General features: G+C 68.1%; 17 protein-coding genes. 12 read left to right on the forward strand and 5 right to left on the reverse strand.

All coding sequences use genetic code 11. The annotated features are described in order from the left end of the window. Window positions 1-547: 547 nt before the first annotated feature. The 4 genes from C8271_RS02135 to upp form a co-directional block, all read right to left on the reverse strand. Complete coding sequence (locus C8271_RS02135) at window positions 548-1,711, reverse strand: IS1249 family transposase (protein ID WP_106505922.1); 1,164 nt, start codon at window positions 1,709-1,711, stop codon at window positions 548-550. Window positions 1,712-1,835: 124 nt separating this feature from the next. After that, window positions 1,836-2,570, reverse strand: a complete 735-nt coding sequence (locus C8271_RS02140; protein ID WP_106505923.1) for a winged helix-turn-helix domain-containing protein — start codon at window positions 2,568-2,570, stop codon at window positions 1,836-1,838. A 167-nt stretch (window positions 2,571-2,737) separates the two neighbouring features. Then, window positions 2,738-2,914, reverse strand: coding sequence for a hypothetical protein (locus tag C8271_RS13815; RefSeq protein WP_170957769.1), 177 nt, complete (start codon window positions 2,912-2,914; stop codon window positions 2,738-2,740). A 40-nt stretch (window positions 2,915-2,954) separates the two neighbouring features. Beyond that, entirely contained in the window at window positions 2,955-3,593 is a 639-nt protein-coding gene (gene upp, locus C8271_RS02145; protein WP_106505924.1) for a uracil phosphoribosyltransferase, read from the reverse strand. An 87-nt stretch (window positions 3,594-3,680) separates the two neighbouring features. Between upp and tadA the strand changes: the two genes are divergently transcribed. Then, the gene (gene tadA, locus C8271_RS02150; RefSeq protein WP_281260354.1) at window positions 3,681-4,142 is read left to right on the forward strand and encodes a tRNA adenosine(34) deaminase TadA; all 462 of its coding nucleotides are present in this window, start codon (window positions 3,681-3,683) and stop codon (window positions 4,140-4,142) included. 5 nt (window positions 4,143-4,147) lie between these two features. Here tadA and C8271_RS02155 read toward each other — a convergent pair whose 3' ends face one another. Beyond that, window positions 4,148-5,197, reverse strand: a complete 1,050-nt coding sequence (locus C8271_RS02155; RefSeq protein WP_106505925.1) for a hypothetical protein — start codon at window positions 5,195-5,197, stop codon at window positions 4,148-4,150. A gap of 242 nt (window positions 5,198-5,439) precedes the next feature. Between C8271_RS02155 and C8271_RS02160 the strand changes: the two genes are divergently transcribed. From C8271_RS02160 to C8271_RS02210, 11 genes are all read left to right on the forward strand, one after another. Continuing rightward, window positions 5,440-6,438: a helix-turn-helix domain-containing protein gene (locus C8271_RS02160; RefSeq protein WP_138774507.1), complete on the forward strand. Its 999-nt coding sequence runs from the start codon at window positions 5,440-5,442 to the stop codon at window positions 6,436-6,438. Between the two features lie 311 nt (window positions 6,439-6,749). Continuing rightward, window positions 6,750-8,159 (forward strand): sugar transferase, encoded by a 1,410-nt coding sequence (locus tag C8271_RS14075; RefSeq protein WP_245921164.1) that lies wholly within the window; start codon window positions 6,750-6,752, stop codon window positions 8,157-8,159. Then, window positions 8,159-9,310: a glycosyltransferase family 4 protein gene (locus tag C8271_RS02170; RefSeq protein ID WP_106505927.1), complete on the forward strand. Its 1,152-nt coding sequence runs from the start codon at window positions 8,159-8,161 to the stop codon at window positions 9,308-9,310. Before C8271_RS14075 ends, C8271_RS02170 begins: the two co-directional genes overlap by 1 nt. After that, window positions 9,307-10,443 carry a hypothetical protein gene (locus tag C8271_RS02175; protein ID WP_106505928.1) on the forward strand — a complete coding sequence of 379 codons (1,137 nt, stop codon included), beginning with the start codon at window positions 9,307-9,309 and terminating at the stop codon, window positions 10,441-10,443. The genes C8271_RS02170 and C8271_RS02175 overlap by 4 nt, the downstream gene beginning before the upstream one ends. Beyond that, window positions 10,440-11,660, forward strand: a complete 1,221-nt coding sequence (locus C8271_RS02180; RefSeq protein WP_106505929.1) for a glycosyltransferase family 4 protein — start codon at window positions 10,440-10,442, stop codon at window positions 11,658-11,660. Before C8271_RS02175 ends, C8271_RS02180 begins: the two co-directional genes overlap by 4 nt. Continuing rightward, window positions 11,657-12,274, forward strand: a complete 618-nt coding sequence (locus C8271_RS02185) for a YveK family protein (protein ID WP_106505930.1) — start codon at window positions 11,657-11,659, stop codon at window positions 12,272-12,274. The genes C8271_RS02180 and C8271_RS02185 overlap by 4 nt, the downstream gene beginning before the upstream one ends. Next, window positions 12,271-13,473 (forward strand): polysaccharide biosynthesis protein, encoded by a 1,203-nt coding sequence (locus C8271_RS02190; protein WP_106505931.1) that lies wholly within the window; start codon window positions 12,271-12,273, stop codon window positions 13,471-13,473. The genes C8271_RS02185 and C8271_RS02190 overlap by 4 nt, the downstream gene beginning before the upstream one ends. After that, entirely contained in the window at window positions 13,470-14,672 is a 1,203-nt protein-coding gene (locus C8271_RS02195; protein WP_106505932.1) for a DegT/DnrJ/EryC1/StrS family aminotransferase, read from the forward strand. Before C8271_RS02190 ends, C8271_RS02195 begins: the two co-directional genes overlap by 4 nt. After that, the gene (locus C8271_RS02200) at window positions 14,669-15,361 is read left to right on the forward strand and encodes a PIG-L deacetylase family protein (RefSeq protein ID WP_106505933.1); all 693 of its coding nucleotides are present in this window, start codon (window positions 14,669-14,671) and stop codon (window positions 15,359-15,361) included. Before C8271_RS02195 ends, C8271_RS02200 begins: the two co-directional genes overlap by 4 nt. Further along, window positions 15,358-16,656, forward strand: coding sequence for a lipopolysaccharide biosynthesis protein (locus tag C8271_RS02205; RefSeq protein WP_106505934.1), 1,299 nt, complete (start codon window positions 15,358-15,360; stop codon window positions 16,654-16,656). Before C8271_RS02200 ends, C8271_RS02205 begins: the two co-directional genes overlap by 4 nt. After that, window positions 16,653-17,675 (forward strand): glycosyltransferase family 2 protein, encoded by a 1,023-nt coding sequence (locus tag C8271_RS02210; RefSeq protein WP_106505935.1) that lies wholly within the window; start codon window positions 16,653-16,655, stop codon window positions 17,673-17,675. Before C8271_RS02205 ends, C8271_RS02210 begins: the two co-directional genes overlap by 4 nt. The last annotated feature ends 135 nt before the right edge of the window (window positions 17,676-17,810 follow it).

The following is a 17,810-nucleotide window of genomic DNA, read 5'->3' on the forward strand; positions in this document are numbered from 1 at the left end:
GGACCGAATCGTGGCGTTCTGCAGGGGCTGTTCATGCGTTCAAAATACCGGTGACGACCTGCGCAAATAATCCGTTCCGGTGCGTTTACAGAAGCGTCTGGAGCGCGTAGGATCATGAGCGTCACCTCGGCACGTCGAGGGCCGGACCTGGCAGTGCATGACACGTCCGTGAGGGCGCGATGGTTCGGTCATCGGTGTGACATAGTGATCCGTTCGATGGGGCGACAGGGGTATACCCCGCTGGTAGAGTTCCCACCGTTCCCTCGAGTGATTGAGAACTTCATAGTCGCGTCGTCTCCCGCCACCCCCCTCAGGGAGACGGCCAGACGGGTGAGAACCAGGTTCCCCCCACCATGGTCACCCGTCGTGCCTGATCGCCCGCACCCACCCCTGACGGTCGACAGGCCTGGCGAGCGGTCCGTGAGCCCCCGACGATGTCGAGTGCGCGCTCCGGACCGCTCGCCCTTTTCGTTCTCTGTGTCGTTCGTTGTGTCGTTTCGGGTTATTGGCCAAAATGAGTGTATGGCCGGGGCGTGTCGTGGCGGGGTCAGGGGTGTGTTCGGCCGGCCCAGCCGTGTTGGATTCCGTTGCCGTCTTCCCAGGAGAAGCTGGTGCCGAGGGTGGGGCCGGGCTCCGGGCCTGGAGTGATCGCCGGTCGCGCTGGTGGCGGTTTCCAGTGCTCTTCGCGTGCGAGTGACCAGGGCTCTCGTGGGGTTGCGGTGAGGGAGTCCAGGAGCCATTCCGCGGCTCGTCTGGCGTGGTCCGCGGGCATTCCGCGGTGTCGCCGCAGGAGGTCCTTGACGGCCGTGTTCTGAGCGCCTTCCAGGGGTGATGTCGTCCGGGGCAGCGGCTTGTCGATGTCGGGGGCGAGTTCGAGCCAGGCGAAGAGGTTCTCGTGCTTGATCAGGCCGCGGAACAAGCCACGAACACTGCGGAGGTCTCGGTGCGTGTACCACCACGGCTTCGCCAATGGCACTGATCGTGGGCGTTCTGTGCCGGTTCGTGCGTAGGTGCGTTGGCGGAGGAACTCGTTCCAGCGTGCTTCCCAGGACGCGTAGGCACCGAGCCAGAGAGCGGCCTGATCGATGTTCTGAATCTTCATGAGCGCCCTGGTCAGTGCCAGGATCTGCCTCCCGGCCTCGAGGCGTGGGGCAAGCGTGGTGTAGCGGCGGACGTTCTGGAAGATGTGGAAGTAGCAGCGTTGGACGCGTGCTTGGGGCCAGTGCTCGTGCACGGCTGCGTGCAGTCCCGTTCCACCGTCTGTGACGACCAGACGTGGTGCGGGCCAGCGCTGCAGGATCTGAGCCCAGGCGATCTTCTTCTCCCGGTCGCACCACTGCCAGTCCAGCACGTAATGACCGTTAGTCGCGATCAGCAGGCACCAGTTCTGGAAGTAGGTGCCATCGAGCATGACCACGTCGTGGAGCTCGCCCGTGGGCAGTGGCGGCGGGACCTCGATACGCCAGCACCAGCGCAGACGGCGGCGGAGCGTGCGATCGCTGCCGGCCCAGGCCGGTGGCCTCTCGCCCTTCAGCAGCCAGGCATGGAACCACTCCAGCTCAGCTCGATGGCTGATGTCGGGACGGTCCAGGACGGTGCTGGAGCCGCAGGAGCGACACCGCCACCTCGTCCGCCCCGCAGAGGTCTTCCCGCTCTTGACCAGGGACTGATCACATACACGACACCGAGGCCGATTACCAGGAGGCGACACCCAACATGCTTCCAAAGCATGTCAACACCCCTAAACCCCCAGGTCAAGGCCGAGAACTAGCCGGATCCATACACACAATCTGGCCTATAACCCGTCGTTTCGCGTCGCCGTTCAGCGGTGTCGTTCAGCGCCCTCCGAGCAGCGTCACGTCACTGCCCGGATCCAGCCGGTATCCCTCTCCGCGCACCGTCGAGACCAGCTTGCGGAAACGACCCAGCTTCGAGCGCACGCGCCGCACATGCACATCCACAGTGCGTTCGCCGATCTCCTCACCGCCACCGGCCCACACAGTGCCCATGAGCTCGGCGCGGGTCACGGTGGTCCGTGCCCGCCGAGCCAGGTGTGCGAGCAGCTCGAACTCCTTGTGCGTGAGGTCCACGTCCTGCCCGTCGATGCGCAGGCGTCGGCCGTACAGATCGAGCACGAGGCCCGGGGTGACGGCGTCGGAGGGGGAGGACGGGCTGACCGCGGTGGCGGCAAGGGCGCGCCGACGGGCGGCCTCGGCGTCTCGGCGGGCCGGAGCGGTGGGGGAGACCACGCCGGTGCGTCGGGGGCGCTGCGGCACGGCGGCCACGGTCCGGTCCTGGCGCGGCGGCAGTGCGCGCAGTGAGCCGCGGGTCGCGAACCGCTCCGGCGCGGAAATGCCGACGCTTACGGCGGCCTGCCGTGACGCGGTGAGACGCCGCGCATGAGTGCGCAGATCGTCGGCGATCAGGGCGGACTCCACATCGCTGGTGCCAGCGGGCAGGGAGACCGTGAGGGTCACGGTCACCGTATCGCCGCTGGGCTCGGTGCGATGCGCAGTTGAGGCGTGGGTCGTCGTGGTGCGGGTGACAGGGCGGTTCAGGGCGATGGTCATGGCAGCTCTTCCAGGTGCGGCGCGGTGGCGCGGCGAACGGGTGGGCCGGGATCCCGTACCGATCCGCACTACCTGGGTGGGTCGAGGGCTGTGCTCCCGGGGCACCTGGGACCCACGCCATCTGGCCGGCCCCTGTCAGCCGACCCCGGAGGAGTTCGTTCGAGCGCTCAGAGGCTCGGCTGACGCTGCAGCATGCGCATCATCATCTGCATCATCATCCGGGCGCGCATCATCGACCGGGCCACCGTGGTGGTGACCTCGGGACGGAGCGCCGGAGCGGACATGCCCGCAGGATGCCCGATCTCCTCGACGGAATGCAACAGCGTGTTCACATTGCGGGACACGCAGTTGAGCCGACGGGCCCCGCGACCCACCGTCGGCCGGTCAGTCGACGACGCCGAAGAGACGGTCGCCGGCGTCGCCAAGACCCGGCACGATGTAGCTCTTCTCGTTCAGGCCCTCATCGATCGCAGCGGTCACCACGGTGAGGTCCACCGACGGGTCGATCGCCTCCTCGAGCGTCTTCAAGCCCTCCGGAGCGGCCAGCAGGGTCACACAGGTGATGTCCTTGGCGCCGCGTTCATGCAGGTAGCGCACCGAAGCGATCAGGGTGTGGCCAGTGGCCAGCATCGGGTCGAGCACGAAGCACTGGCGGTCCGTGAGGTCATCCGGCAGACGGTTCGCGTACGTGGTGACCTCAAGGGTCTCATCGTTGCGGACCATGCCGAGGAACCCGACTTCGGCGGTGGGCAGGAGGCGGGTCATCCCGTCGAGCATGCCCAGGCCCGCACGCAGGATCGGCACGACCATCGGGCGCGGCTTCGTGAGTTTCCGGCCGACGGTGGAGGTCACCGGGGTCTCGATCTCGACGTCGGCAACTTCGACGTGGCGGGTGGCCTCGTAGGCCAGCAGGGTCACGAGCTCATCGGCGAGGCGACGGAACACGGCCGACGGGGTGTGCCTGTCCCGCAGGACCGTGAGTTTGTGGTCGACGAGCGGGTGGTGGATGTCGAGAACGCGCATGAGTCGAATCTACCTGAGTACAAGGCCCTCGTCCCGGGAAACAGTGACCACGATCAGTGCCTGGGAGGCTGCTGCGACACTGGAAGCGTGGACGACGAGACGATGATGGGCCTTGCCCTCGAGCAGGCGCGCGCCGCCGCCAACCGGAACCCCGCTGACGTGCCGATCGGCGCGGTCGTGCTCGGGCTCGACGGGGAGCTTCTGTCTGAGGCCGGCAACCGTCGGGAAGCCGACGAGGACCCCACCGCGCATGCGGAGATCCTCGCCCTGCGCGCGGCCGCTCGCGTCACCGGTCGCTGGAACCTCACCGGCTGCACGCTCGCCGTCACGCTCGAGCCGTGCACGATGTGCGCCGGTGCGATCGTTCTGTCCCGTCTGCAGCGCGTCGTCGTCGGCGCGATGGATCCCAAAGCTGGTGCCGCCGGATCTCTGTATGACCTGGTGCGCGAGCCGCGGCTGAATCACCGCGTCGAGCTCACCACCGGGGTGCGGGGCCAGGAATGCGGTGACCTGTTGCGCGCATTCTTCCGCGAGCGTCGGCGACGCTGAGCCGCTCAACCAGTCTGTGTGAGCGAGGACGCGAGTGCCTTGTCGAACACCCCGGGGGCGAGAGCAACGTCCGCTGTGAACCCCGGCGCGATGTCGACGACCACGAGGCCATCCTGCAGACGGTTCTGCAGCCACACGGTGCACGGTCCCGTCATCCCCATTGCTCGGGCTGCAGCGATCGCTGTCCGTTCGGCGTCGGGGAACGAGATCCGTTGTGAACGCCCGTCCGTCGGCCCACCCGCGGTGTCAAGGCGTCGGGGAACCGTGACGACGGCCGCATGCTGGCCACCCTTGCCGTCCCGTGCCCGGAACAGCGGCACGCAATAGCAGTCGCCCTGATCCGGTTCGAGCAGGAGCTGCTTGTCATGGATGGCATCGCGAGTCTCCTGCGGCGTGGTCAGCACGCGAGAGTCCACAGCCTCAGCCGCATCGCGGGGTACGGCAACCAGAGCACCGCCTGCTGCGGCGAGCAGGTGCGACCAGCGGGGGTCATCGGGAGCGTCCGGAACATCCAGGATCAGATGGGGAACGGGAACGCCGCGAGCTCGCAGATGCGCATGGGTGTACAGGCGGTCTCCCGCAAGACTCGTCGCACCGATATTTCCTCCCAGCGTGGCGATGCCCGCCTCATCGAAGAGTGCGCGGCCTGTGGTGACGGCGTAGTGCTCGGCGATCCCTGTCGGTACGACGAGCCGAGCGCGCACGTCGACCGCGACCCGAAGCAGAGGGAGGACGTCGACATCACCGGGCTCACCGCAATCCATGACGAGCACGGTGTACTTCCGCTGCGTCAGCAAAGAGACGATGACGGCGCGGGCTGGGTCGTCGGGACCGACGACGATCGCTGCTGTGGGCCCGCCGTCGGATGCCGGGAGGTCTCCTCCTGCTGCGGCTCCCCACCCTGTGCGTCCCGCTCCGGCGGAGGCTCGGTTCCTTCCGCGGAGCACGGTGGCTGCGTGCGGCGTCGAACGCCGTGGTCGCCGTGCCGGGGAGTCGTTGGATGCGTCAGGTTGTGGCAGTGTCGCAGCTGGCCCCTGGTTCAGCTCAGCGGGCATAGCGGTCCTCCTTCGTGCTCTGGAGTGCCCCGAGCGCCTACACGATCACCGGGGCCAGATTCGAGGCTAGGAAGAGCCGTTCACAGATTTCGGATGTGTAGCTTTACAATCCGAATCTCCGTGCCGCAGTCGCGATAGGCCGAGCTCATGCTCGCCTGACTCTCGGCGTCGACGACCCATGAACCCTCGCGCACGCTGCGCCGTTGAACCCCCGCGCACCCCGTGCCGTCACGTCGGAGAAGATGACGATCCACACCACCACCCCGTCCGAGGACCACCGTCCTGACGCCCAGGTCGCTGAACGGCCCGTTGGCCGCACGGCCGCGCCGAGCACCACAGCGATGCACGCGCCTCCGGGCTCGACCACGGATTTCGCCACCTTCTTGCGCTCTGCGATCCGCACGCGCGGGGTCACTCTCGCCGAGCTCGCCGAGCAGCTCCGTGCACAGGGGCGCGGCGTCTCGAAAGCGACGCTCTCGCACTGGCAGTCGGGCCGCAGCCAGCCCGATCCGTCGCGCTCGATCGGAGCCCTGACCGCGCTCGAAACAATCCTTGTCATGCAGCCGGGAGAACTCGTGAGCCGGCTCGCAGCGCCCCGAGCACGGGGTAGGACGGTCAAGGATGTGCACGCCGGCGCCGATATCGAGGTGCCTGAACAATTCGTCGATGCCCTCGCGGCGCTCGGCTTCGATGAGCCGAACTCGATCCCGCACTCACGCATGGCGCATGAGCTCCTTGAGGTCGACAGCTCACGGATGCATCAGACCTTCACGTATCACTCGGTGATTCGCGCCACCGCCGACGGGATCGCCAGGGTCCCGATCATCGTCGAGTTCGAGGCGGAGCGGCCCGCACATCCCCCCGTGATGGAGAGCCACATGGGGTGCCGGGTCGGGAAGCGCTACGTCGATGAGGAGCGCAGCGTGTTCGGCATGGCAGTGGAGAGTCTGGCACCGGTGCAGCGCGGAAGCCTGCTCCTGATGAGCTACGGCTACTGGGTCCCGATGGACGCTGAATGCCTGACCAGCGCCCACCACTCGATTCCCCGTCGGGCGAGCGAGGTCGTTGTCGAGGTGGCCTTCACCGGGCCACGCACACCGTGCGGCCTGCACACGTTCCGACGGGACTCGGACGGTGACGAGGTGGAATCACCGGCGCAGCTCGACGGGCGTCACCGCGTTCAAGCCGCCGCGACGGGTTTCGGTCCGGGAACCCTTGGTGTGCGCTGGCAGTGGCGCTGAGGAGACTTGCCGCGTTGCTCCGGAGAGTCGTACGATCCGGGCAGGGTTGCGGAGCGATCCGCCCCCTGTGCATCGATGGGACCTGGCGTCCTGGCGCCCCTGGCCATGAGCATGGGCTCGACTGAAGTCGCCCCACCTGCTGGCCCGCGCTGAACGTGATCTCGCCCTCCCGTCTCCCTGACATAGCGTGAGCGCGTTGCCGTTGCGACCTGCCCGCCGTTCCCGTGGGCAGCCGTTGACTGTGCCCGCGACCACTTCCTCACGCGCTGCCCGTAGTCGCCCGATGGGCGAGGTCGAACGGAGGCGGCGTGATGACCGCATTGGTGAAGGATCCCCCTGATACTGCGCGCCAGGAGCTCGGGGCGAGCAAGCCGGCCACACGATTCGTGCCATCTCGCTTGCGCGTTGCAGGCAGAGCCCTGACGCAGGTTGCTCTCGCCGGTATCCTCGCCGGCGCAGTCGTGCTCATGACCAGACGGCTCGGGCCGGCGCTCGGACAGCTGGCGACCACAGACTCCGTCGCCGCGGACCTCCTGCTCACCGCCCTCTGGTTCGGTGTCCTGGGTGCCTCGGGCGGCCTGACCGCGCACGGCCTGAGCCACCGGATCCCGCACGGGCTGCTTGCCGCTGGCCTGATCACCGTCGTCGCTTTCGTGGCGATCGATCACCGTCGCATCGCAGCGGCAGGACACGCCGTGGTGCTGCTCTGCGCGCTGACAGCAGCCTTCGCTCTTGCGCAACCAGCGATCGTTCGGATCGCCGAGTTCCTCGTGCCGCCACGCAGTCTTCGTGTAAGCAGCGCTCCGGCACGAGGCCGCGCGCGGACAGCGGGACGTGGGGAACGCGTTGCGGCGTTCGGAACGCGTGCGCTGAGAGACCCTGATCTCGTCCGCGCCGCCGTGATCGCAGAGCTCGAGGCACTGCATGCCGATCGCATCATCCTGGACATGGACGTCCCGCCGGACGTCATTGACCTGGTCAGCTGGGAGCTGCGCGGAACCGGCGTAGACCTTCGGCTCGGCAGCCGCACCCTGCCGCATATCGACGCCTCGCGCCTCGTGCTCCCCACAGCGGCACCAGCCGCGGAGCTGGGGATCACCGCGCCACGGGCACGCTGGCCCCACCGTGCTCTACGCCGTCTGCTCGACGTCGTCGCCGCCGGGGCGGGACTCCTGATGCTGGCGCCGATTCTGATCCTGATCGCTCTGCTTGTTCGACACCAGGACGGGGGGCCGTCATTGTTCCGGCAGGAACGGATCGGCCGGGACGGGAAACCGTTCACGATCCTGAAGTTCCGCACGATGGTGCTCGATGCTGATGCCCAGTTGACGGAGCTTCTTGCGCAGCAGTCTCGCGGTGGCACACCCCTGTTCAAGGTCGACGATGATCCGCGGATCACGCCGCTCGGCCGCGTGCTTCGGGACACGTCTTTGGACGAGCTGCCGCAGCTGGTGAACGTCCTGACCGGAGCGATGAGTCTCATCGGTCCCCGGCCACAGCGCCGCGAAGAAGTCGAGCTGTACACGGAGCGTGATCGCCGTCGTCTCGACGTCCGCCCAGGGATCACTGGGCTCTGGCAGATCTCCGGCCGTTCCCGGCTCGGCTGGGAGCAGGCGCGCGAGCTCGACCTCCGGTACGTCGAGAACCCGTCGATCCTCATGGATCTGCGGATCCTGATTGCGACCGTTGGCGTTGTCCTGCGTCGGGACGGAGCCCAGTGATGAGAGTCCTGCACATCGTTCACGACACCGGCATCGGCGGCGTCCAGCGCATCGCGGCGGATCTGCGGAACTGCGGTCACCTGCAGGGGGATGAGTGCTCGGAGCGCACCGATTCCCGTCGAGTCGCGGCTGATCCGGGGCCGACGGCGCCTCGGGGGCTCACATACCGGGTGGCGGCACTGCGCCGCCCCTCACCTCGCACCGACCTGTTCACCCCCGACATCCCGGGGCGCGGCCTGAACTCCCCGCTGGGATGGATCGTGCTGGCGCGGATGATCCGACACCGCGCGACGGAGCCCGACCTCGTGATCTGTTCACTATGGCGCTCCGTGCTCGTGATGCAGCTGGCGCGGCTCCTCGGAAGCCGCGTGCGCTGGGCCATCTGGGTCCATAGTTCACGCTTTACCAGTGCGCCGGATCGCTGGATCCACCGCTGGGCGCTACCGCGTGCGGACCACGTGCTGTGCGATTCCACAACCGCGCGTGACGACCTCGTGCTGCCGATCGTGCGGGCCGCCGGTGCATCGATACCGGTTCACATCGTGCGACCCGCCGTGCGCCCGTTCATGGCATCCGGCCACCGACCGCTGAGCATGGATCGGCCGATTCGGCTTGTCGCCTGGGGGCGCATCGAGCGCGCGAAGAACCTTCAGGCGGCTGTTGATATCGGCGCCGCGCTCGCTGATGTCTGGCCAGCAGGCGCCTGGCTGACCGTCATCGGACCGGACGGCGGCGACGCCGAGCGGGTCCGCCAGCACGCCGTCGAAGGCGGCTTTGGCCCGCACCTCGAGCTGGCGGGCATCGGGGACCGAGACCGTATCGCGCGTGCGGTGAGGAACGCTGATGTCTTCATCCAGACCTCGCAGTTCGAGGGATTCTCGATCGCGGCGCACGAAGCACTTGCGAGCGGCATGCTGTGCGTTCTCACACCCGTCGGGGATCTCGCGACCGACACTGTCGACGGGGTACACGCCGTGCATCACCACGGGGATGTGCGGGCCACCGCTACGAGACTCGCCGAGCTCTGCCGCGACGCGGCACGCGTGCGGCGCATGCGGGAAGCCGCTGCGAGCCTGCCGCAGCACAACCTGTGCGACACGTTTCATCGAGTCTGCAGCACGACGGTGGCCGACGGGGCGGAGATGAGATGACCGCCGCGACACCCTCCACCGAGCACATCACCCCAGGACAGTTCGTCCTGGTCGCGGCGGGTGGCGCCGCCCTCACCATCGCGCCATTCATGTACAGCCTCCTGCCCGAGCAGTACCTCCGGGACGCCATGCACCTGGAGGAAGCGATGGGGCCTCGGCACATGACCGACAGTGCGGCCTCCTTCCAGGACATGGCTGCGGTCTATCTGGCTCTCGGCCTGGATCGGTCTCGGATCCTCGCTGCGCTGCTCGGGATCATCGTCTTCGGGCTTGGAGTCCTCGCTGCGACCGGGTGGCGCCGCCTGGGTTCCCTTCACCTCTGGGAGATCGCCCTGTGTGCCGGGTCGTTCGTGCCGGCCCTTGCCTATCTGGCGCAGTACACCAAGGAGCTTGCGACCTCGGTGCTCGTGCTGCTCGTCCTGCTGCTGCCCACGAGCCGGTCACACCGTGGACAGTGGGCCGCCCATCTCGTCGTGGTCATACTGTGCCTGCTGTACGGGGCTGCTCTGCGGCCGTACTGGATCATTGTCGCGGCGCTGTATCTGCTGTGGACCCTCGTCCTGTCCAGGACAGCGTCGCTCCTGGTCGGGCTTGCTGCCGTGGCCATCTCCTATGCGGTGATGCAGCCGCTCTTCCGTGCCGTGCTCGGCACAGGACTGCAGGGCCAACGCGACTGGTCCAACCTCGAACGGGCGCAGACCGGTGTCGAGGTGCACAGCCAGATCGCATCGTTCATGCCGGAGGCAACGGGTGCTCTCGGCGTGCTCGCGGCGATGATCGCCCTCGCCGCGACGGCCCTGCCGTGGCCGCTGCTCCTGTCCGGTTCGCCGTTCCACACCGCGGCGGGGCTCGGTATCGCGGCGCTGTGGGGGACCGTGCTGCTCTCCATCCTGCGCGGCACGCTCCTGACACGCCCCGCGCCGTCGGGGAACAGCCCCGAGACACAGGCCCTCGAGCGCGCGGGGGCTGTCGTGTGCGCAGATCTTCTGCGTCGCCGCAGGACGGCAGCGCTTCTCATCGCCTTCCTCGTGGTGCAGGCGCTGTTCGAACCCGATTACGGATCGGCCCTGAAGCACCTGACGCCGATGCTGCCGCTGGTCCTCGCCGTGACGATCGACAGGAGCGAAGGATGACACGAGACCCGTTGACGATCACGCACATCACCGATGCGTCGGCCTCCGGTGTCCTTGCCGCGGTGACAGCACTGGCCAAAGCCCAGTCTGAACTCGAGATGGTCGATGTCGAATTCCTGTACTGCCCTCGGCCCGACTCACCGAGCATCGACCGGATCCGAGACATGCTCGGCCCGGACGTCCGTGTGCGGCGCCTGACCACGGAGCCACGGCTAGCCGTCCCCGCGCTCGCCGCGTGCCTTCCCAGGGTGCTGGCGCGCCGACATGGTGTTGTCCACCTGCATTCCTCTCGTGCGGGCCTGATCGGACGGCTTCTCGCCCCGGTGCTCGGTGCGCGACGGCGCACGGTCTACAGCCCGCATTGCTTCGCCTTCGACCGCACCGGCATCACGCGATGGCAAAGAGCCTTCCTCGTGCTGGCGGAGCGGATCGGCGTGCGGGCTGCGCCCGCGCTGATCGCGGTCTCCGCAGGGGAAGAGCAGCTCGCCCACGATGCGGTGGCGGCGACGCGCACGGCGGTGCTGCGTAACCGGATCGATCCGGCGCGCATCGATGAGGCGCGGAAAACGCTCGGCGTTGATGCCCACGACAGCGAAGGCGGCAGCTTTGGCCCGCAGAAGCGCTTGCCCCTTCGCGTCGTCCATGTGGGTCGGATCACCGCGCAGAAGCGTCCGGACGAGTTCGCTGCCATCGCGGCATGGTGTGCGGCCGAGCATCCGGACATCCCGGTCGTCTTCCGATGGGTGGGCGATGGAGATCGTGCCCTGCTGGGGGAGACCGCGACCAGCGGAAACGTCACCGTGACCGGTTGGGTGACAGCTGCCGATGTGCTCCGAGAACTCAGCCGCGCCGATCTCATGCTCTTCACGAGCGCGGGGGAGGGCTTGCCGATCGCTGTCCTCGAAGCGCAAGCGATGGGGGTGCCTGTCATCGCCCATGACGTGACGGGACTCGCCGATGTCATCGACGACGGCACAACCGGGGTCCTGTGCACGCGCCGCGCTGAGATGCAGGACGCACTGGCGTCCCTGTTGCGTGATGCCGCGGCGCGCCGAGCCCTGTCACGCAACGCGATCGCCGCGATCGCACGTTCTGACACCGCGGAGGCACTGGCCCGAGAGTCCCTTGAGGCGTATCGGCAGGTCGGCGTGCTTCGTAAACAGGGTCCTGGTCACGACACGGTCCGCGAGGCGGACGGCACGGAAGGAGAGAGATGACAACGCAGACAGCACTCACGCGGCTCCGCGCCCGGTGGTGGATTCCGCTCGTCGGCGGGTTCCTCGGGGTGGCCCTCGCTCTTGCCCTGGTCAGCGCGCTGCCGCGGACCTATGAGGCTGAGGCAGAGGTCCTACTGCGCGAAAAATCTGCCGACAGGGACCTGGATGGGCCGGTGCAGCCGATCATCGACGCGAGCGTACCGACGTACATCGACCTCATGGGATCGGATGACGCTCGCCAGGAGATCAACGCCGCCTCCGGCATGTCCCTGTCCTCCGCAGAGCTCGAGAACAGGGTGCGGATCGAACCCGCGGAGGGATCGGCGGTCATCCGCATCACGGCGCAGGCACCCGACGCGCACGACGCGGCACGCCTCGCAGAAGCAGCGTCGACAGCCTTCGCCTCCGTTGTCCAGGACACACCGCTCTCCTCCGTCCCGCTCACGATGCAGGTCGTGAGAACCCCCGAGCCGCCGAGGGAGCCCTCTGCTCCGGACACGGGCGCATTCGTGGCCGCCGGTGTGTGCGCGGGCGTGGTCATCGGCGTGCTGATCGCCCTGAGTATGGCGACTGCGGCCGAGCGGCGCGGCTCACCATCGGAGGTGGCGGCATGAAGACCCTCCGTCTGTTTCCGCGCTCAAGCGTGACCCGCAGAGCCCGGGAGGCTAATGCCACTGACAGCCCCGGCGCGCGTCTCATGGCTCGGCTCGAGGAGCTCGCCGGGGGTCCGCCGCCCGACGCGATCCACACCCGCGTGCGCGAACTGGTTGCGGGGCGTCGGGTGCTCGTCACGGGGGCGGGCGGCTCGATCGGCAGTGAGATCGTTCGACAGCTGAGCTGCTTCGAGGTCTCGGCCGTGGTGATGCTCGACGGCGATGACACGGCTGTGCATGACATATCGCTGGAGATCGACGGGAACGGCCTGCTGGAGAGTCCGCACGCCGTGCTCGCCGATATCCGTGACGCGCAGGCCGTCGACCGAGTGTTCGAGATGCATCGGCCCGAGATCGTGATCCACGCAGCGGCACTGAAGCATCTGCCACTGCTGGAGCGTTTTCCGCACGAGGCGTGGGCCACCAACGTCCACGGCACGCTGAACGTTCTGGCCGCTGCGCAGCGGTACGACGTGGAGCGTTTCGTGAACATCTCGACGGACAAAGCTGCATCCCCCTGCAGCGTGCTGGGCAGATCCAAGCGGATCACGGAGGCGCTCTGCGCACAGGCGGCTGTTGCAACGTGCTCGCCGTATGTATCCGTCAGGTTCGGCAACGTCCTGGGGTCACGAGGCTCTGTGGTCCCCACCTTCATACGTCAGGCGATGCGCGGCGGACCGCTCAGCGTGACGCATCCGAACGCGACACGCTTCCTGATGACCATCCCGCAGGCCACAACGCTCGCCCTGGGGGCGGCCGCTGTCGGTGAGCCTCAGGACATCCTTGTGCTGGATATGGGGGAACCGGTGCGGATCCTCGATATCGCACGAGCCGTCAGTGACGAGTTCTCTCCTGACTGCCCGATCGTGTTCACGGGACTGCGCCCGGGGGAGAAGCTTCATGAGGAGCTGCACGCCCCCGATACCCGGCTGGAACCGACCGTCGTTCCCGGGGTGCGGCGCATGACCTCCGCGACGCTCGACCCGTCTGCGCTGCCGGGACCCGACGCCGGGTCCGAGGCCATCGCCGCGTTCCTCACGCCGCCGGACACAGCGCGGCCGGCGCATCTCGCGATGCTGTACGAGGACGGCCCCGAGGAACAGCTCGTCGGGGCCTCCGCGCCGCATTCGGGTCGACCTCGCGAAGGAGCCGTCGGATGACCGCGGTCAGGATTCCTCTCTCGAACCCGACGACCGGACCACAGGAACGCTCTATGGTCAACGAGGTGCTCGCGAGTGGGTGGGTGGCTCCCGCCGGTCCCATGCTGGAGCGCTTCGAGCAGGAGCTCGCGGCGACGACGGGCCGCCGATACGCCGTCGCGCTCTCCAGCGGGACCGCGGCCTTGCAGCTGCAGCTCCTCGCGGCGGGGGTCGGAGAGGGAAGCATCGTCATCTGTCCGACGCTCACCTTCGTGGCCACGCTCAACGCGATCACGCACGCCGGAGCGACGCCGATGCTCGTGGACTGCGACGAGAGCGGACTGCTCGACGTCGCTCTTGTCGAGCAGGCGCTTCGCCGGGACGCTGAGCGCCGCATCGCCGCTGTCGTTCCCGTCGACCTGTATGGGCGCCTCGCCGACCACCGCGCGTTGGAGGAGCTCACGTCCCAGCACGGGGCGGAGCTGCTGGTCGATGCGGCCGAGTCGCTCGGGGCGCAGCACAACGGGCTGCGTGGCGGCGGGAGCGGCCGCGCGGCCGCTGTCTCCTTCAACGGGAACAAGATCGTCACCGCCGCAGGAGGCGGCGCCGTCGTCACGGATGACGAGCGCCTTGCCCACAAGGTCCGCTACCTGTCCACGCAGGCGAAGGCGCGCTCGGATCTCTACTTCCACACCGAGCCGGGATTCAACTTCCGCATGTCGAGCCTGCAGGCGGCCGTGGGGCTTGCCCAACTGCAGCGACTGGACGAGTTCCTGTCGGTGCGGTCTGCTCATCGCAAGCGTTATCGGCAGCTGTGCGCCGAGAACACCGGTGTATCCATTCTCGGAGGCGACGCCCCTGGGGATAACTGCTGGCTGACAGTGCTCACCTTCGACGGGGTCGGCAGTGAGGCCATCGACGCGCTGCGCGACCACCTCGCCGCCGAGGGGATCGAGACCCGACGGGTATTCACGCCGCTGCACCTGATGCCGCTGACCGCCGCGAACAGACAGTGCCCGCGGGTGCTGAGCGGCCGTGCCGTCGAGCTGTTCGACACGTCGCTGGCTGTGCCGAGTTCACCGATCTCACCCCCCGAGGCGATCGACGAGGTCGCAGAGCGGATCGGGCAGTGGTGGCGCACACAGGCAGCCCGTTTCCGGGATCGGCGACCGGGACGGCGCCGCAGACCAGTCACCACGACGTCGGGAGGACACGAATGAGCACGCGCACAGCATTGGTCATCGCACCGCATCCGGACGACGAGGTGCTCGGCGCCGGAGCCACCATCGCCCGGCTCGCCGCAGAGGGGTGGGCGGTTGACGTCAGCGTGGTCTGCGCCGACCTGCCACCGCTGTATGACGCCGACGTCTCGCGGACCGTTGAGCGAGAAGCGCGCGACGCTCATGCGCTGCTCGGTGTTCGTCGGTCCGTGTTCCACGGCTTTCCGTCTGTCGAGGTCTCCCGGTCCCCGCTCGCCGAGCTGACCGGCGCGGTCCGTTCGGCCGTTGAGGCCAGCGAGCCCTCACTCGTGCTGATCCCGTTCCCCGATCGGCATGCCGATCACCGTGCGGTTTTCGACGCGGCGATGGTCGCGACGCGCCCCATTGGGATCGGGCGGCAGATCCAGACTCTCGCGATGTACGAGACAGTCTCGGAGACCTTCTGGAACGCGCCCGGAGCAGAACCGAGCTTCGTGCCGACGATGCACGTCGACATCAGTGATCACCTGGAGACCAAGCTGCAGGCGATGCAGTGCTATGCCTCGCAGCTTCAGCCCGATCCCGGCCCGCGATCGCTGCGTGCCTTGCGCTCCCTGGCCGGTTTCCGCGGCAGCCAAGTGAGCATGCGCTCAGCCGAAGCCTTCCAGACGGTGCGTGTGAGTGTTCCACGCGGTGACGTTCTCGCATGACACCGAGCAAGCGCCTCGACGCCGACGGGCCCGACCTGGATGGGCCATCGGCGTCGGGCAGGAGTCCGCAGCGGCGGGCATCGGCTCCACGCGATGCTGTGCTCATCGCACTGGGCTACCTGATCAGTTACAGCTACCCCCTGGTCTCGCTGCCCGTCCTCGCCCGTGTGCTGGGCCCGCACGATCTCGGTGTTCTCCTGACCGTCCTCGCGCTGCTTCAAGTCATCGTGTTCGTCACGGATTTCGGGTTCGGCATGAGCTCTCTGCGGCGTGCAGCTGAGCCCCGTGCGCGAGCGGAGGTGGGCACGGTCGCGCGGATCCTCGCGGAGACCTGCTGGGGTCGGAGTCTGCTGTGGGCGGTCAGCGGCGGTGTTCTTCTGGTCATTGCCATGCTGGTCCCGTCGTGGCGGCATCAGCTTCCCGCACTGTGCGCAGGGCTCCTGTTGGTGCTGGGCGGTGCCTGGTATCCCGGCTGGCTCCTGCAGGCGCATGGCCGCGTGGTGGCGTTCGCGGTGATCATGGCATCCACCCGGCTGATCGCTCTCGGGGGACTGCTGCTCACCGTCAGGACGGCAGGCGACCTGACGCTCGCCGTGGTGTGGCAGCTCGCGCCGCAGGCGTTCGCCGCACTCGCCGGGTGGGGCCTGCTGATCGCCCGGTGGGGACCGGCCATCTGCCGTCTGCCGACACCACGCGGAGTCCTCACGGCGCTGAAGGACGCCGCACCGTTGTTCGCGGCCAATGCGTCCGCCATGGTGTCGGGCACCGCCTGCACTCTTGCGCTCGGTGTGGCGTCGACCCCGGCGCAGGTGGCGTACTTCGGTGCCGCGGAGCGCTTCGGCAACGCGGTGCGAGGAGTGATGCGTGGGGTCGGCGACGCCATGCTGGCTCGTCTTGTCCACGATGCCGATCCGACGGCGCGAAGGAGCGCTGTCCTGACCGTTGCCGGAGGCTTCGCTGCGGCAGGACTCGCACTCGCAGCATTCGCTCCCCTCGTTCTGCCCTGGTACCTGGGCCCCGAGATGGTCCCCGCCGTTCTGCCGACGATGCTCTTCGGCGCTGGGATGTTGCCGGCCGGCGCGGTCGCCGTCCTCACCCTGCTGGCCGCACGCCGCCATCGCTACGGCATCATCGCGCGGATCGCTGCCGTCGGAGCCACGGGCCTGCTCCTGGCGTGCGTCCCCGCTGCCGCGCTCGGGGGAGCCGTTGCTATGGCCTGCGTCGTGATCGGCGCTGAGCTGCTCCAGGCCCTCTGCTATCTGATCGCCCGCCCCACTCGTCAGGAGACGCCATGACGCATGTCCCGCAACGGGACCGCAGCACCGAACCCGCGGCCACGATTGTCGTTCCCAGCTTTAACAGCGCGGAGTGCCTGCCGACGGCACTCGCCTCCATCTCCGCGCAGACGGTCCAGGATCTGGAGATCCTCGTCATTGACGATGGCTCCACCCAGCTCCCCGTGACACAGGAGATGCTCGCGCACGAACCGCGCGCGGTGCTGCATGCGCTGCCGGAGAACATCGGCTATGGCGCGGTGACCAACTATGCGATCAGAGCCGCGCGCGGCGAGTGGATCGTCTTCGTCGACGCGGACGATGAGATCGAGCCCTGGTGCGTCGAGCGCCTGCTCGCCCGCGGGCGCGAGGAGGATGCAGACATCGTCCTCATGCCCTTGATGTGCCGCCGCGGCGGGCGTCGCATCGGACCGTTGGCCTTCCCACGCGAGGGGCAGGTTCTGACACCCGCGCAGGCGGCGGTGGCCTGGGCGCGGCATGAGCTCGTGCTCTCGGAGCACTGCCTGCTGCGGCGCCCACGCCCGGACGCGCCCGAGGGCTACACCTACTCCGATGCCGTGCACGTCCTCGCGCACATCACGCGATCACGTCGGATCGCGCTCCTGCACGAGCCCGGGTACATCTATGACGTCCACGCCGGGTCCACCACCGGCACCCTGCGCCCGAACATCATCGAGCTGATGCAGATGCCCGCGCGCACGGCGGACTCGTGCCGCGCGGTCACGTCGGGCAGACAGCGTCAAGAGCTCCTGCAGACGGTGTCCGACTACACGGTGAGCCAGGTGCTGCACAAAGCCGCGCGGGAGACCCGCCCCACCCCGCTGCGACGCCATGTGGAGGGCTGGTGCCGAGCCCGCGTGAGCGTGCGAGGCGTCCTGCGGCATCTGCGGCGTCGCCAGGTCAGTGCCGCGGCATCCTGGATGCTGTTCCTGATCAGTCCCGCACTCCACCGTCGGATGTACACGGCGTACGACAGGTCGAAAGACCGGCGCGCGTCACGAAGCCATTCCGAATCCTGAGTCACGTGTCCCAGTCGGTGAGAATGCTCGTAGGCTGACCTCCTGGCGGGGATACGTTCCCGCCGGTACCCGGCATGAGCGCCGCGACAGGGCCCGTTGAGGTGTCCGAGCGCGCTGGCCCCGTCGTCTAAGTCC

Origin of the sequence: Brachybacterium timonense, assembly GCF_900258505.1 — a bacterium.
Classification (GTDB): domain Bacteria; phylum Actinomycetota; class Actinomycetes; order Actinomycetales; family Dermabacteraceae; genus Brachybacterium; species Brachybacterium timonense.

Bases quoted from the DNA above. Each gene is read 5' to 3' on its own strand.
- C8271_RS02195 (WP_106505932.1), top strand. From the start codon at position 13,470: ATGACCGCGGTCAGGATTCCTCTCTCGAACCCGACGACCGGACCACAG.
- C8271_RS02200 (WP_106505933.1), top strand. From the start codon at position 14,669: ATGAGCACGCGCACAGCATTGGTCATCGCACCGCATCCGGACGACGAG.
- C8271_RS02170 (WP_106505927.1), top strand. From the start codon at position 8,159: ATGAGAGTCCTGCACATCGTTCACGACACCGGCATCGGCGGCGTCCAG.
- C8271_RS02175 (WP_106505928.1), top strand. From the start codon at position 9,307: ATGACCGCCGCGACACCCTCCACCGAGCACATCACCCCAGGACAGTTC.
- C8271_RS02180 (WP_106505929.1), top strand. From the start codon at position 10,440: ATGACACGAGACCCGTTGACGATCACGCACATCACCGATGCGTCGGCC.
- C8271_RS02205 (WP_106505934.1), top strand. From the start codon at position 15,358: ATGACACCGAGCAAGCGCCTCGACGCCGACGGGCCCGACCTGGATGGG.
- C8271_RS14075 (WP_245921164.1), top strand. From the start codon at position 6,750: ATGACCGCATTGGTGAAGGATCCCCCTGATACTGCGCGCCAGGAGCTC.
- upp (WP_106505924.1), bottom strand. From the start codon at position 3,593: ATGCGCGTTCTCGACATCCACCACCCGCTCGTCGACCACAAACTCACG.
- C8271_RS02140 (WP_106505923.1), bottom strand. From the start codon at position 2,570: ATGACCATCGCCCTGAACCGCCCTGTCACCCGCACCACGACGACCCAC.
- C8271_RS02160 (WP_138774507.1), top strand. From the start codon at position 5,440: ATGACGATCCACACCACCACCCCGTCCGAGGACCACCGTCCTGACGCC.
- C8271_RS02210 (WP_106505935.1), top strand. From the start codon at position 16,653: ATGACGCATGTCCCGCAACGGGACCGCAGCACCGAACCCGCGGCCACG.
- C8271_RS02190 (WP_106505931.1), top strand. From the start codon at position 12,271: ATGAAGACCCTCCGTCTGTTTCCGCGCTCAAGCGTGACCCGCAGAGCC.
- C8271_RS02185 (WP_106505930.1), top strand. From the start codon at position 11,657: ATGACAACGCAGACAGCACTCACGCGGCTCCGCGCCCGGTGGTGGATT.
- C8271_RS02155 (WP_106505925.1), bottom strand. From the start codon at position 5,197: ATGCCCGCTGAGCTGAACCAGGGGCCAGCTGCGACACTGCCACAACCT.